Source organism: Sphingobacterium sp. UBA7038, assembly GCF_002494055.1.
Lineage (GTDB): Bacteria > Bacteroidota > Bacteroidia > Sphingobacteriales > Sphingobacteriaceae > Sphingobacterium > Sphingobacterium multivorum.
Map to the genome: position 1 here is coordinate 168439 of NZ_DLAV01000008.1, position 15760 is coordinate 184198.

Here is a 15760-nt window from a genome sequence, read left to right on the forward strand (position 1 = left end):
TCTAATAGCAGAGCTTCTCAATAACTTCGTTTTTACTTCTATAGATTTTGTCACCTCCAGGGCCCATTGTTTGGACTATCAAGCATATGGCATTAATTCTCAAAACAGAGACCCTTGGCGCTGATTAACATCAGCAATTTTTGCTGCTAATCAGTTTTGCAAACTAAAGTAAGGACTTTTTTTGTATTGGTGGTAATTTTATAACGATTGTCCATGCGATAATTGGCTACCCATAGGATATCTCCATTTCCATTCACTACGATCGGAATATTTTCTTTTTCAAATAAGCTGATCTTCTTATTGATAAAAAAATCGCTCAACTTCTTCCGCCCTTCCATACCTAAAGGATAAAAGCTGTCGCCAACTTTCCATGATCGAATCGTGAGCGGGAAAACTAATACATCATAATCCAGCTTTGCAACCTCACTCGCTTTGACGATAGCTAGATCCGCAGAAACATTGGCATGAAAACAATAGTGTTTCCACTCCACAGTTGAAGTTTCGGAGGTGATTAAAGCCTCGTCGGGAGAAATAAATTCCTTTTCACGAATAAAAAGCTCATTTCTATCCAAGAGCATATGGTAGGCATCGGATTGAAAAATACGCCCAGACTCTCTCGTCCAAGCCTGTTGAAGATCACTTAGTACCGCCTTTGAGAAATTAAAAGCCGAAAACAACTCATAGAGTAAAGGCAAATTATCCATATAGGGTTCCAGGTCTTCTTTCCGAACTCCCCAGCCCTCATCTATAGGATAAAACAGCTTTCTCCGGATAGGCTCCACAAATTGCTGCAACAGCTGATAAGATTCCTTAAAATGATTGATATTCTGCTCGAAGACTATCTCAAAATCTGGCTGAAGTTTTTTAAAATGTGGGATGATATCAATTCTTATTTTATTACGCGCATATTTTGTTGAAAAGTTGGATTGATCGTCTCGATAAGCAATCCCATACATATCAACAAAATGTTCAATCTCGCTTGCTTTCAGAAAAAGTAGTGGCCGAATGATGCGTTCCCGGATAGGGAAAATACCCTGGAGTCCTTGGAGACCCGTTCCACGTGAAAGGTTCAGGAGTACCGTTTCGATATGATCGTTCAGATGCTGGGCTACTGCAATTCGATCGAACTGCAGTTCATGTCGCAATTTCTCAAACCAAGTATAGCGAAGTTCCCGGGCCGCCATTTGAATCGAAATCTGATGGTCCTTTGCGTAAGCTTTTGTATCAAAGTGCTTCACGTATATTGGAACATTATTTTCCGTTGCAAATTTCCGAACTAAAGCTTCATCCTCATCAGATTCTGTTCCTCTTAATTGAAAATTGCAATGTGCAATCGCAATAGTATACCCTGCTTTTGCAAATAAATGTGCCATTAACATCGAGTCCTTTCCCCCACTCACCGTAAGCAATATTTTATCATGAGGCATCAACAAATGCTCCTTTTCAATATAGCCCATTAGTCTTTCCAGCACATTCATAGAACAAAGTTACGGTATATTTTGTCCGAATGATAAATTCAACTCTTAAAATTTGTGAAATCCAGTGAAGTAGCAATTAAAATCCATATTTTTGCCCTTGTGAAACAATACATTTATACACTTATTGTATTTATTTTAACTGGCTTGTCGGTCCAAGCACAGAAACAGGATGAACTAAAGCTTCTTTCGTCATCCCATATTATTACTGGGAAAGACGGCAATATTTTGTTTTACCGTCCAGTCTATGAACATGTAGGTTCAACGCTATCATCAGATAGTGGCTATTTACATAAAGACAACATTGGCCGACAATTTTTTGAAGCCTTTGGAAACGTAATCATTACTCAACGCGACGGTACACAGATATTTTCCAATAAATTACATTATGAAGCAGCAATGCAGCTCGCTACGCTTACAGGCGCTGTTCGAATGGTCAGCACTAGTGGATCGGTATTAACGACCGATCATCTTGTCTACAATATGCGAAGTAAAATCGGCAATTATTACAGCGGCGGGCGTATTCTATCAGGAAGCGATACAATTACAAGCCAGCGAGCTACTTATTTCGAAAATACAGGGGAATCTTATTTCAATCAAAAAGTTGTGGTTCGATCGACCAATGTAAAAGTCTACACAGACTCCATGAAATATAATGGTAATACACGCATTACTGATTTCTATGGTCCCACGAATATCAAGGGAAATAAAGGGGAAAACCTGTATACTGAAAAAGGCCGATACCATATGGCAACGGGCCAGGCTTATTTCTCTAAAAACAACCTCTACACAGAAGGGACAAAGTTTCTTAAAGGAGACAGCCTATTCTACGATAGACAAGTGGGAATCGGTAAAGCCGTAAAAAATGTGGTCTTTGTTGATACCTTAGACAAATTTTACGCCTATGGTGGATTTGGTTTGTACAACGGGAGGAACGAATCCATTACAATGACAGACAAACCCCTGATTATTTCGGTGGTCAAAAAAGATTCAACACAAAAAGATTCTGTATCTTCTTTGTCTCCTGCCCAACAAAAATCGGAGAAAGAGCGAAAAAATGAAGCCAAGGAATTGAAGAAGATTGAAAAAGAACAAAACAAAGATGAACTCAAATCAAATAAAGCCACATCGCAAGTTGTTCTAGAAGAAAAGGAACATCCAGGTAAGAATATCAAAAGCGATAATAGTAAAACCCTTAAGGCTGATTCACAAGTCGATTCTGTTTTTATGACAGCCGACACCCTCTTCTCACAGATGATATTTCGCCGAGATTATATTGCAAAAGATTTTAAATTGAATCGTGAAGGTGGGGCTATTGAAGATGACAATGAAGTCGATTATGGTGACCAGGATTCCAGCTCAACAACAGTTGATTCTACTGGTACATCAGATAACACAAGAGTTAACCTTCACAAGGGAATAGACAGTTTGTCTAAAAAAGACAGTGACAAACCGGTTCTTGAAAAGAGCATTAAAAAAGTACAAGATACACTTATAAATAAAAAACCGATTGCACCAAAGAAAACACCAGTTATTGTCGGCGATCAAAACAAGATAGAAATTGAAAAAAACCTCAAGGCTGATAGTGTTTTGCGTAAAAAAGCGATCATCCCCAAAGGCGGTGAATCCGATAAATTGATGGGAGCAGCTTTAAAAAATGCCCAAGAGAATAGAAGAGATTCTCTCGCACAGGATACTGCTAAAACACGGATTATAAAAGCCTACTATAATGCACGATTATTTAAATCAGACTTGCAGGCTGTAGCAGATTCTATGTATTATGGTATGCAAGATTCGATGTTCAGGCTGATGGGAAAACCAATGATGTGGGCCGAAAACTCACAAATCTCCGGAGATACCATATTTTTACAGGTAAAGAATCAGAAATTGGACAATTCCTTACTCGTCGGTAATGCTTTCATGGTGAACGCAACAAGCGACTCATTAAAGTTCAATCAGATTAAGGGCCGTAAGATTACCAGCTTTTTCACCAATAACCGTATGGAACGTTTGTTTGTTGATGGCAATGCAGAAAATATCTTTTACAATATTGATGAAAAGACCAATGTAACCACTGAGCTTGTACATGATCGAAGCAGTCGTTTCAAGATCTTGATGGAAGATAATAAGTTGAAGGAATATGTATCTATTCGAAAAGTGGATGGCAAAGTCTATCCCATTGCTGAAGTCACGGCCGACAAAGAATTTCTTCCGAATTTCACCTGGCGTCCCGAAGATCGACCTAAATCAAAAAATGATTTATTAAATCGAAAAAGGGATCTTTCAAAAGCGTCATTTACGGTTCCGACTGCACCAGAAGGTGAAGAATCCGGGACAATGAAGTCTATTAAAAAAGGCGATAAAACAACGACTCCTCAAAAAGGTGCCGCTAAGAAAGCTGGTACTACCGAAACGCTCGAGGAAGAAAAAGAGGTGGGTGCTGCAAACAATAAAACAAACGCTGTAACCAAAACAGCTAAGCCATCTGAAACAACGGATAAAGTTAGCGCTACAAAAACAAATGTAAAGACCGCAACCGACAAAGCAGCTGCGAAGTCTGACTCAACAACCAATAAATCGGCGATAATACCTGCTCAAGATAGTATTCAAACAAAAGTAAAAGCTAAATAACCGTCAATACTGAGTCGCACAAAAAAGCAGCGCAAAACAAATTGTTTTGCGCTGCTTTTTTAATTTAAGGCTATCTCCTGATCGTATCAGACGCACTCATTCCTTAGCTCAGAGAAATGAAAATTTCTATTTATAACTCAAATGAGGTAGTTATTAACCTATTTCGTTTTTAAATATGTAGCAAGTTTACCAACTGCAATCGCTCGATGGCTAATGCTATTTTTTTCTGCCGCTGTCATTTCGGCAAACGTCCTATCATAGCCATTCGGAATAAAAATAGGATCATAACCAAAGCCATCAATACCTCTACGTTCTTCAATAATTTTCCCCTCGATACTTCCTTCAAAAAAGTGCTGCTGCTCATTCAAATATAATGAAATAACTGTTTTGAATCTCGCTGTACGATTGGTGTTATCGCCTAATTTTTGTAGGACAAGATCAATATTCTTTTCCATATCCCTTGATCCCGAATAACGTGCTGAATAAACTCCCGGTTCGCCATTTAATGCATCAATTTCCAAACCTGAGTCATCTCCAAAACAGTAAAGTCCATATTTATTAACCAAATAATCTGTTTTCTGCTTGGCATTTTCCTCAAAGGTCTCTCCTGTCTCTGGAATATCATCGCTACAGTCAATATCATTTAAACTCTTAATGATAAAAGCACTTCCCACGATCGCTTGGACTTCCTCCAATTTATGGGCATTATTGGTTGCAAATACAAGTTCTAGCATCTTCTTCAAATTTAGCTTTTTGTTTGTTCTTTCTCTTTGTTGACAGTGCTCCTCACGTTGTAGTATGTTACTATCTTTCCATGAATTCACGCCCCCAAAAATAAGCATTAAACCCCAATTTTTATTCAGAACAAGTATCTGATAAAATCAGGAAACAATAAAGGTCTTAAATTCGTTCCAGAACAGCTTCTTTTTATTTACATCGACAAACATCTCTTCAAAACTGAACGTATTAAAAACCGTTGCAATACGGCCTTTCATGTAGGAATTATGTTCAATAAATGGAAGTTTCAAAGACGCGGGTTCCACACCCAACAATATAATCTTAGTCGGTTGAAAAAACTGCATAATGCGCTTAAAATCATTCGGATTATGGGGATTTGCCAAATTGAGTACCGCAACGGTCTCTTTAGTCAATTTCAAGGCACCAATTGTTTTTTCAAAAGCGTCCAATGCTGCGGGAGAAAAGTAGGGATATTGCTCGTAGCGCAATATAAATAGTATGCCCTGATCCTTATTTCCTTGATAAATAAATTCACCTCCCAATACCTCCAGATTGTCAACAGTATCGCCAACCCTGCCGGACTCAATAGCCATAGCGGCCTGCTCCGCACCTACCCCCACTGCCACATACGAGGTATCCTTCGTTGTCGATGATGAGGGGGCAGCATATTGCACATGAGTACTGTTCTCCTCCTGTAAAGGATGTACAGACAGATCGGCTTTAAAATCAAAACCATTTCCAAAGATTGTTTCATCCATTAAGGTCTGAAGTGCAACGGGATTATCTGTTGTAAGATTGCTCATCGGGAAAAGAAATATTAGACCGTAAAGATAAAGAAGAAAAAGGGAAAAGAAAAAGGAGCGAAGAATCGCTCCTTTCTATATGTCAAAAAGATTAATGACCTAAGATATAGGAGAAAATTAATGGCGCAACGATCGTCGCGTCAGATTCTACGATAAATTTAGGTGTATCAATATCTAATTTGCCCCAAGTGATTTTCTCGTTTGGAACAGCACCAGAGTAAGAACCATACGAAGTAGTTGAATCCGAAATCTGACAGAAATAAGCCCAGAAAGGTACTTCTTCCCATTCAAGATCCTGATACATCATCGGAACTACACAGATTGGGAAGTCACCAGAAATACCGCCTGCGATTTGGAAAAATCCAACACCTTTACCTGCGGAGTTGTTACGGTACCACTCTGTCAAGTAAATCATGTATTCGATACCCGATTTTACTGTACTTGCTTTCAATTTACCTTTTATCACATTGGAAGCGAAGATATTACCTGTCGTTGAATCTTCCCATCCCGGACATACGATCGGTAAATTTTTCTCAGCGGCTGCAACAATCCAAGAATCTTTTGGGTCGATCTCATAATATTGTTCCAACACACCCGAGTTAACAACTTGATAAAGAAACTCATGTGGTAAGTAACGCTCACCTTTAGCTTCAGCAGCATGCCAAACATCCTCGAGATGTTTTTGCAGACGACGAAAAGCTTCCTCTTCTGGAATACAAGTATCTGTAACACGATTATAGTGATTATCCAATAGCTCTCTTTCTTGCTCAGCTGTCAAATCTCTATAATTCGGAATTCTTTTGTAGTGTGAGTGTGCGACAAGGTTCATCACGTCCTCTTCCAAATTGGCACCAGTACAAGAAATAAAGTGTACTTTATCTTGACGGATCATTTCTGCTAAAGAAACACCCAATTCGGCAGTAGACATTGCACCCCCCAAAGAGATCAACATTTTTCCACCATCCAACAGATGCTCCTCGTAACCTTTTGCAGCGTCTACTAATGCAGCTGCGTTAAAGTGACGGTAATTATGCTCAATAAATTGAGAAATAGGTCCTTTTTGAGTACTCATGATATTTTCTAACTTTTATAAAATAATAAGTACCGCAAAGGTACTGAATATAATCTATTTTCGTCCCAATAGAGATTTAAAACACGTATAGACCACATTTTTTTAACAAATGTAAAAGGAATCGTATTCCTAGGCTGCACTTATAAATGTTCCATCGGCTGAAAAATCATTTTGATAGACGCCTATCTCCTCATAATTATTGCGAAGATAATTCCAGTTCAATTCAATAGACGACTGCTTGTCGATTCGATAACTCATGCCCAAACGACCATTTAATTCCTGCGTACTATTCGTCTCTTTATTCAGCTGTCCGATCACATAATGAACATTTTCACGATACGCAAGTTCACGCCTACGGTCAACATCAAAATAATTCGAAGAGCGTGCAACGGAAAAACTGGAGTTTAAGGTCCATTTCTTCATTCCATACTGCAGCCCCACGCCATTATTACATTTCCAAAGCCTTCCTTTTGATGCTCCTAAAAAAACATTTCCTGTTAGACCTTTCAGGACATCCTTTTTGATACGAATATCAATTACTCCACCGGCCCCTTCCGCACTCCATTTTGCTGGTGGAATGGTCATGAGATCAATGCTCTCTAAAGAGCTTGCCGGGATAGATTTTAAATAGGCGATCAAAGAGGTTCCGTTGAGATAGGTCTGCTTGCCGTTGACGGTAATCAACACGCCCGTTTTTCCCTGTAAAGAAAAATTGCCTAATTCGTCTACCTGTATACTCGGAATGGCATTTAAAACAGCCAACGTATTTCCATTCAATAAAACGGGATTGCTGTCCGTTCGAATACGGACCCGATCCAAAAGTTGCTGTTCGAGAGGCCCTGATCCCTCAACAAGCACTGTATCTATCCTCCTTGAATCGGATCCAGTATTTCGCAGCATCGTGCTGTCGATTAATTGCTGTTTAGTTTTGGGGACTATTTGCGCCGATAACAGACATGGCAATGCCATGGATAACCCTATAAGTATCCTAAACTTCATGATATCTACGAAAATTAACGCTTAGTCTTCAAAGCTTTGGTCTATAGCCTGTGCTAGTTTATGGATAAATTCAGGTTTTACGTTTTTATCAATGGCATTGATGTTCTCCAGCTCAAGGAGAAGCGCCGGTATTTTAGCACCGCGTAAAATTGCAAGCTTTGTATTTATCGCTGGAGTACCCGCAGCCAGTCCATTCTGTTGCAACATTTGGCCCAAACTAAACGCAAATTTGCGGTTAAGCTCTTCTAGCATCGTATGACTAACCCCCGACTGATATAATATTCGTATAGGAAGAGATTGTTTGCCCTTTACATTGTCGAAATGGATTGATAACAATAAATCCCCTTCAACGTTCGATCGGTCTCCGAGTAATTTATATTCATCAGCCGCTCTTGACAATACGACTTTGTGCCCCTTGCGCTCCAGCTCCTGTTTCAAAAGCAAACAGGTTTCCCAGGTCAATGATTTTTCTTCCAATCCGAAAGATGAAATACCACCCGTGTCTTTTCCTCCATGTCCGGGGTCAAGAATGATCGTTTTAGACCGATTACTTCCTTCTTTTAAAGAAGTAGAAAACCAAGTGCTCTTCGGTGGATTAATAAAAGAGTAAAATAACAGTGAAAGACCTAGTAATGGAATATTCAATACGTACTGCCATCTTGCCTTTTTGGAGGAAGGTTTTGACATCATAACCTGTACCCGCTCCACCAACTCATGTCTATTCTTAAATAAACTACTCTGCAACCCAGTGGGACATGGCTGCTGTGTTTGAGTCAGTAGAAAACGGGCATAGCCGCTGTTACCATATCGATTGGCTAACACCTCGTCTACCTGATATTCATGCAGCAAATACAGCTGTCTACGCAACCAATAAACAAATGGATTTAGCCAATAAAGGCAACGAAAAATTTCTATCAACCATTTATCCCGGCAATGATTAAAAACAATATGCTGACGCTCATGCTCAAAAATCAATTTACCTTCTGGCGTATTGAGCTGATCCTCTTCCATAACAATGACATGCTGCACAGAACAATTCGCATAATGTCCAAAAGGAGCAACCATTGTAAATCCGTCAAATTTATACTGACTTAACTGTCCAATTCGACGGTACAAGCGGATATAGCGAAACGCAAAGCGGCACAACAATACAAAAGATACAAGCAGATAACCATAAGCAATGCCATATCCGATCGAAAAAGAATGCCAGAAAGAATCGGCCATTTCTACTTCTGACACGAGACCACTCGCAGTTCCGATGGAATGAGTTAGTGTATTGGATTGTCCAAAAGCGAGAGCCGGACTTGCCGACGGAAGAAATAATTCACCCAAACGTACAGTTCCAAATGGCAGAAGCAGACTCAACAAACATAAACCTAGGATAAAATAACGGTTCCATTGAAAAAATGAAAGCTGTCTGAATACCAGAAAATAAAGAACTGCCCCGATTACCAGACTGCAGTTAACTTCAAATAAATAATAAAGTAAGCTATTCATGATCTTCTTGTTTTTTGATGAGTTGTTCTATTTTCTGAATATCCTCCGCCGAAAGCTTCTTTTCTTTTACCATAAAAGAGAGTAAATTCTCTACCGAATCATCAAAATAATGATCGAGCACTCTCGAGAATGATAATTTCCGGTATTGCATCTTCGAAATCAAAGGATAATATTGGTAAGTTTTTCCGAAGGCCTTATAACCTACATACCCTTTCTTTTCCAATATTCTTACAATCGAGGAGATTGTATTATAAGGAATTGAACTGCTTGGATCCAGATACTCAATAATATCTTTGACAAAGACCTCGTTGAGTTTCCAGATCACCTGCATGACTTCCTCTTCTTTTTTTGTTAATTCTTCCATAATTTGATGCGTTGTTTATACTAATATAAAGCTATAACTTATTTTTCAGTTTTACAACTTAAAAATAAGTTACAAAACTGAAAAACAAGTTCACAGAAGGAATTCAATCAAAAAAAGGCAATTAAAACCTACTTTTTCAACAACTTAGAGAAAAACAAAAAGGCCGCTATCAAAAAGATAATGATAATAATCAGGACAATAATCTCTTGTGTCCCTATTCCCCAGTTCATACTATTCATATTTTTTCAATTTAAATGATCCATTTCTCGCATTGATCTAAAAATGTCTGTTCCATATCTGCTCCGATTCCAATTTGGTCTGAGATATGTATTTTGTATCCATCATATTGAATCCCACCTATAACAGGGTCCTTCAGATGGCCAACCATACAGGTGTCCAGATCAAAAAACTTGACATTCGGTGCAGCATAAGCGAAATGTACTTTAGCTGCTAAAGCCAAGCGAGATTCCAACATCCCTCCGATCATACAAGTAATACCGTATTCCGCGGCAATATGATTAATTTTTAAGGCTTCCTGTATGCCTCCTGATTTCGAAAATTTAATATTGATATAATCGCAAGCATCCGCTTTGCAGAGACGCTCTGCGTCATGTTGAGAATAAACGGATTCATCCGCCATCACGGGAACAATTGTTTCTGCACGCAATTGCGGTAAATATTCGTCGTCCCATGTACGCATCGGTTGCTCGCAAAATTGTATCTTATAAGGTTCCAACCCCTGTAATGCTTCTAATGCCTCCTCATAAGACCAGCCTTGGTTTGCATCAACACGAATAGGCATTTCGAATCCAACAGCCTTACGTATTTCACGTATACGCGCAATATCTGTTTTTGGATCCTTTCCCAACTTAACTTTCAACATGACCGCACCTTCGCTCTGTAAACGTTTTGCTTTCAACGCCATCTCTTCTGGAGACGCAATTCCCAAGGTGATATCTGTCGTAATCTCTCGCTTCGCTCCCTTTAGAAATTGATAAAGTGGCAGACCAGCATGTTTGGCCGCCAGATCATGCAAGGCCATATCAAAAGCTGATTTGATCGTCTTGTTACCGGCGATATATAGGTCCAATTCTGCCAAACGCTCTTCTATAGCCAAAGGATCGCGCCCCTTCCAAATCTTTGCAAAATCCCTTGCCAGAACTAAACAAGTATCTTGTGTTTCTCCTACGATCATCGGAAAGGCAGAACATTCGCCCACACCATATATATTAGCATCTGTATATATACGTATAAAAGTATTTTGCGCATAATCCATCGTCCCTGTTGCGATAACAAAAGGTTCCATAGGAATGCTTAGTCGATAAATTTCAATTTCAGTTATTTTCATCTCACTCTTTAGTTAAGCCATGTCGATACAGCATAAAGGATATGCAATACTTTGCCTAATTTATATATATTCTTGCAATCTTGGGATGATTTTTCCATATCCCACAAAAAATATTGCCAAATGTTGCATTATTCAGCGATGCATCAAACTGAATTGATTGCGGCGAATATCAAATACAATATCGGCAATAAAACATATCAAAAGAAATGATAAAATCAAACTAAATACATTTTCATTATAATATTTATAATATTTCCGTTTTTTATTCCTATATTAGCAATGTATAATATTTGAAAAGGAAAGATGATTCAACAAAGACCGAAAACGGAGGGCCTCTACGACCCTAATTTTGAGCATGACGCCTGTGGGGTAGGCTTTGTCGCCCATATCAAAGGGAATAAATCACACGCACAAGTAAAAGATGCATTAACCATGTTGGAGAATATGGAGCACCGTGGTGCTTGTGGCTGTGACCCAGAAAGCGGTGATGGAGCGGGTATCATGATCCAGCTTCCCCATGAATTTTTATGGGAAGAATGTATCAACTTGGGTATACAATTGGAAGAGCCAGGTTATTATGGCACAGGTATGGTCTTTCTTCCAAAAGAAGAAGACATGAACAAAATATGTCGGGATTTGATTGAGGAAGCGGCAGCAGAAAGGGGTATGAAATTCCTTGGCTACCGTCCAGTACCAGTCAATCGTGAAGGTATTGGACCAACAGCGCTCAGTGCAGAACCTGAAATAGTCCAATTTTTTGTTAGCAGACCGGACGGCGTTTCAAACACTGAAGAATTTGAACGCAAACTTTTTGTACTACGTCGCCTGATCATTCAAAAAGTTAAACAACAACAAGAATACCCTCTCCCCCTTTACTTTGCATCGCTTTCTTGCAAAACAATTATTTACAAAGGTCAATTAACAACATACCAGGTCGGAACTTATTATCTTGATTTACGCGATCCTCGTGTGGTATCTGCTTTTGGCTTAGTTCACTCGCGCTTTTCCACCAATACTTTTCCTTCATGGTCCCTCGCTCAGCCATTCCGTATGCTGGCACACAATGGCGAGATCAATACATTGACAGGTAACCTGAATTGGTTTTACGCAGGTATGCGCGCTTTATCATCGCCGTATTTTACGGAAGAAGAGATGGAAATCTTACTTCCTATTGTTGACCGTGGTCAATCAGATTCTGCCTGCCTTGACAATGTAGCCGAGCTGCTTTTACATAGCGGACGTAGTCTCACCCATGTGATGTTGATGTTGGTCCCTGAGGCTTGGGATGGCAATACGCAAATGGATCCTTTAAAACGTGCTTTCTACGAATATCACGCAACCTTGATGGAGCCTTGGGATGGTCCTGCAGCACTCTGCTTCACCGATGGCAAGCATATTGGTGCTACATTAGACCGCAACGGCTTACGCCCGCTACGTTATGCCGTAACCTCAGACGACCGCGTCGTTGTTGCTTCTGAAGCAGGGGCACTTCCGATCGAGGAGTCTACCATCATCAAAAAAGGCCGTCAACAAGCAGGCAAGATTTTCCTTGTCGACATGGAACAAGGCCGTATCCTCACCGATAACGAAGTAAAAGATCAATTGATCAACCAACAGCCTTATAGTGATTGGTTGGACAACTATAAAATTAAGCTAGAAGAACTGGAAGAACCTCGTGTAACCTACACCTATCTTTCCAAAGATTCTGTTTTCAAATATCAAAAGACATTTGGTTTCTCCCGCGAGGATCTAGAAACCATCCTGACCCCAATGGCATTGACAGGATACGAACCAACAGGCTCCATGGGGTCCGATGTTCCGCTAGCCATTCTTTCCGATCAACCACAACATATTTCAAGTTATTTTAAGCAATTTTTTGCCCAAGTAACCAACCCACCGATCGATCCGATTCGCGAACGCTTGGTCATGAGTTTAGCAACATTTATCGGTAACGCAGGCAATATCCTAATCGAAGACAAGAAATTCTGTCACTGTGTAACCTTACCGCATCCGATCCTGACCTCCAAAGAACTGGAGAAATTGCGTTCGATCGATACAGGATTGTTCCAAGCAAAAACCATCCAGTCTTACTTCCGCTCAGATGGTAAACCTGGATCATTGGAAGCCGGTCTGGAACGCTTGTGCCGCTATGCGGATGATGCTGTACGTGATGGTTTTGAAGTACTCATTCTTTCGGATCGTGCGATTGACTCCAAACATGCAGCTATACCTTCATTACTTGCTGTTTCGGCAGTCCATCACCACTTGATCAAAACAGGTAATCGTGGTGCTGTAGGCCTAGTGGTCGAAGCCGGTGATGCTTGGGAAGTACACCATTTTGCCTGCCTATTGGCATTCGGTGCCACAGCGATCAATCCTTATATGGCCTTGGCAAGTATCCGTACCATGAAGGAACAAAACACCTTGGATACCGAACTGACTTGGCCTGAACTATCCAAAAATTACGTCAAAGCCGTTAACAATGGTTTGTTGAAAATTTTCTCCAAAATGGGGATCTCCACATTGCAATCCTACCACGGTGCACAGATCTTTGAGGTACTTGGTATTGACAAGTCTGTTGTCGATAAATTCTTTTGCGGAGCTGTCTCACGTATCGGCGGTATGACCTTGGATGATCTGGCTAAAGAAGCTCTTTCAAAACATTGGCGCGGATTTGAAAAAAGCCGTACTCCACAAAATCTATTGCCAGAAGGCGGTATTTATCAATGGAAGCGTCGTGGTGAAGGCCACCTTTGGAATCCAGACACGATTCACCTATTGCAACAAGCCTGTCGCACTGGAGATTATGCGACCTATAAAAAATACGCGCAGAAAATCAATGAGCAAAAAGAACACATGTTTACCCTTCGCGGATTGTTGGACTTTGCAAAACATCGCAATTCTATTCCATTGGAGCAAGTAGAACCTGCTAGTGAAATTCTAAAACGTTTCGCAACCGGTGCGATGTCTTTTGGATCAATTTCCCACGAAGCGCATAGCACCCTTGCCATCGCCATGAACCGCATCGGCGCAAAATCGAACACCGGTGAAGGCGGCGAAGATGAATTGCGTTATCAACCGCTTCCAAATGGAGATTCTATGCGCTCGGCAATAAAACAGGTTGCCTCGGCTCGTTTTGGTGTTACTTCCAACTATCTGACACAAGCAGACGAACTACAAATCAAAATGGCGCAAGGTGCCAAACCGGGAGAAGGAGGTCAATTACCCGGCGCCAAAGTGGATGCCTGGATTGCAAAAACCAGACACTCTACACCGGGTGTCGGTCTAATTTCACCACCACCCCATCACGATATTTACTCCATCGAAGATTTAGCGCAGCTGATCTTTGACCTAAAGAATGCTAACCGTCAAGCAAGAATCAACGTAAAGTTGGTCTCTAAAGCGGGTGTTGGTACCATTGCTGCCGGAGTGGCGAAGGCCCATGCCGACGTGATTCTTATCGCAGGTTTTGATGGTGGTACAGGTGCATCCCCGATCAGTTCAATCAAACACGCTGGATTGCCTTGGGAATTAGGGCTTGCAGAAGCGCATCAGACACTTGTTAAAAACAAATTGCGCAGTCGCGTTGTGTTGCAGGCGGACGGTCAGGTAAAAACAGGTCGTGACATCATCATCGCCACACTATTGGGCGCTGAGGAATGGGGCGTATCTACAGCAGCATTGGTTGCCGGTGGCTGTATCATGATGCGTAAATGCCACTTGAATACATGCCCTGTGGGTGTTGCAACGCAAGATCCAGAACTGCGTAAATTATTCTCTGGAAAACCAGAAGATATTGTCAACTTATTTACCTTCCTAGCAGAGGAAGTCCGTGAAACGATGGCTTATCTTGGCTTCCGCACCATCAACGAGATGGTCGGGCGGGCTCAGTTCTTAAAGAAACGGGAAAATATAGACCATTGGAAAGCTAAGAAAATTGATTTCACAGACATTCTACATGTGGAACGCAACGAGCCTGGACAATCGTTATACAATACCGAAGAGCAGGATCACGGTATGGCCATGATTTTGGATTGGGGCTTATTAAAACAATCCAAGTTGGCTTTAGAAAGCAAAACGCCTGTATTTGGCACATTTAAAGTAAAAAACACAGACCGTACCATCGGAACCATGCTGTCCAATGAAATTTCAAAACTTTATGGTTCAGAAGGTCTTCCAGACAATACCATCAATTTCAAATTTGAAGGTTCTGCCGGACAGAGTTTTGGTGCATTTTCAACGAAAGGTCTTTCATTTGAATTACAAGGTGAAGCCAATGACTATGTTGGAAAAGGACTATCAGGAGCTCAGTTAGCCATCTATCCAGTTGCAGAAAGTGCTCTAGTACCGGAAGATAATATCATTATTGGCAACGTTGCACTATTTGGAGCAACATCTGGGCATCTATTCGTCAACGGACAGGCCGGTGAACGCTTCGCCGTACGTAACTCTGGTGCAACAGCTGTAGTTGAAGGTGTTGGTGACCATGGCTGTGAGTACATGACAGGGGGGCGTGCGCTGATCTTGGGTGCTACAGGTCGTAACTTTGCTGCCGGAATGAGCGGTGGCATTGCGTGGATCTACGACATTAATGAAGATTTCCGCGAAAACTGTAATCAGGAAATGGTCGATCTGGATCCATTGGAAAGTGAAGACGAAACCGCAATTATCGCCTTACTGAAACGTCATATCTTGCTCACCAATAGCCGTAGAGCAGATTTCATACTACAAAATTGGTCAAGAGAAAAAAATAAATTCATTAAGGTATTCCCGAGAGAATACAAAAATGTCATTCGTCAAAAATTAGTTGAAGCATAATATAGGAAGCACAGA

Annotated in this window: 10 protein-coding genes; 2 read left to right on the forward strand and 8 right to left on the reverse strand. The window is 40.7% G+C overall.

Features of this window, described 5'->3' with window-relative positions; translation table 11 throughout:
* Window positions 1-146: 146 nt before the first annotated feature.
* Complete coding sequence (tilS, locus tag B3H30_RS03765; RefSeq protein ID WP_115047252.1) at window positions 147-1478, reverse strand: tRNA lysidine(34) synthetase TilS; 1332 nt, start codon at window positions 1476-1478, stop codon at window positions 147-149.
* A 54-nt stretch (window positions 1479-1532) separates the two neighbouring features.
* Between tilS and B3H30_RS03770 the strand changes: the two genes are divergently transcribed.
* Complete coding sequence (locus B3H30_RS03770) at window positions 1533-4106, forward strand: OstA-like protein (RefSeq protein WP_236560114.1); 2574 nt, start codon at window positions 1533-1535, stop codon at window positions 4104-4106.
* Between the two features lie 158 nt (window positions 4107-4264).
* On the opposite strand, the gene B3H30_RS03775 is transcribed toward B3H30_RS03770, so the two are convergent.
* The 7 genes from B3H30_RS03775 to B3H30_RS03805 form a co-directional block, all read right to left on the reverse strand.
* Window positions 4265-4840, reverse strand: coding sequence for a non-canonical purine NTP diphosphatase (locus B3H30_RS03775; RefSeq protein ID WP_112374049.1), 576 nt, complete (start codon window positions 4838-4840; stop codon window positions 4265-4267).
* Window positions 4841-4987: 147 nt separating this feature from the next.
* A complete protein-coding gene (locus B3H30_RS03780; protein WP_236560113.1) occupies window positions 4988-5647 on the reverse strand; it encodes a hypothetical protein in 660 nt (219 codons plus the stop codon).
* 91 nt (window positions 5648-5738) lie between these two features.
* Window positions 5739-6719, reverse strand: coding sequence for a deoxyhypusine synthase family protein (locus B3H30_RS03785; protein WP_046674101.1), 981 nt, complete (start codon window positions 6717-6719; stop codon window positions 5739-5741).
* Window positions 6720-6848: 129 nt separating this feature from the next.
* Window positions 6849-7718, reverse strand: coding sequence for a hypothetical protein (locus B3H30_RS03790; protein WP_159332732.1), 870 nt, complete (start codon window positions 7716-7718; stop codon window positions 6849-6851).
* A gap of 21 nt (window positions 7719-7739) precedes the next feature.
* Complete coding sequence (locus B3H30_RS03795; protein ID WP_286833326.1) at window positions 7740-9215, reverse strand: N-acetylmuramoyl-L-alanine amidase; 1476 nt, start codon at window positions 9213-9215, stop codon at window positions 7740-7742.
* Window positions 9208-9579 (reverse strand): BlaI/MecI/CopY family transcriptional regulator, encoded by a 372-nt coding sequence (locus tag B3H30_RS03800; RefSeq protein WP_070560671.1) that lies wholly within the window; start codon window positions 9577-9579, stop codon window positions 9208-9210. The genes B3H30_RS03795 and B3H30_RS03800 overlap by 8 nt, the downstream gene beginning before the upstream one ends.
* 250 nt (window positions 9580-9829) lie before the next feature.
* A complete protein-coding gene (locus B3H30_RS03805) occupies window positions 9830-10927 on the reverse strand; it encodes a mandelate racemase/muconate lactonizing enzyme family protein (RefSeq protein ID WP_070560672.1) in 1098 nt (365 codons plus the stop codon).
* A gap of 303 nt (window positions 10928-11230) precedes the next feature.
* On the opposite strand from B3H30_RS03805, the gene gltB reads away from it, so the two are divergent.
* On the forward strand, window positions 11231-15745 hold the full coding sequence (gene gltB, locus B3H30_RS03810) for a glutamate synthase large subunit (protein ID WP_070560673.1): 4515 nt from the start codon (window positions 11231-11233) through the stop codon (window positions 15743-15745).
* Window positions 15746-15760 lie beyond the last annotated feature (15 nt).

Excerpts from the sequence above, each read along its gene's own strand:
- B3H30_RS03775 (WP_112374049.1), bottom strand. The coding sequence starts at position 4,840 with ATGCTAGAACTTGTATTTGCAACCAATAATGCCCATAAATTGGAGGAA.
- gltB (WP_070560673.1), top strand. The coding sequence starts at position 11,231 with ATGATTCAACAAAGACCGAAAACGGAGGGCCTCTACGACCCTAATTTT.
- B3H30_RS03795 (WP_286833326.1), bottom strand. The coding sequence starts at position 9,215 with ATGAATAGCTTACTTTATTATTTATTTGAAGTTAACTGCAGTCTGGTA.
- B3H30_RS03780 (WP_236560113.1), bottom strand. The coding sequence starts at position 5,647 with ATGAGCAATCTTACAACAGATAATCCCGTTGCACTTCAGACCTTAATG.
- B3H30_RS03790 (WP_159332732.1), bottom strand. The coding sequence starts at position 7,718 with ATGAAGTTTAGGATACTTATAGGGTTATCCATGGCATTGCCATGTCTG.
- tilS (WP_115047252.1), bottom strand. The coding sequence starts at position 1,478 with ATGAATGTGCTGGAAAGACTAATGGGCTATATTGAAAAGGAGCATTTG.
- B3H30_RS03785 (WP_046674101.1), bottom strand. The coding sequence starts at position 6,719 with ATGAGTACTCAAAAAGGACCTATTTCTCAATTTATTGAGCATAATTAC.
- B3H30_RS03805 (WP_070560672.1), bottom strand. The coding sequence starts at position 10,927 with ATGAAAATAACTGAAATTGAAATTTATCGACTAAGCATTCCTATGGAA.
- B3H30_RS03800 (WP_070560671.1), bottom strand. The coding sequence starts at position 9,579 with ATGGAAGAATTAACAAAAAAAGAAGAGGAAGTCATGCAGGTGATCTGG.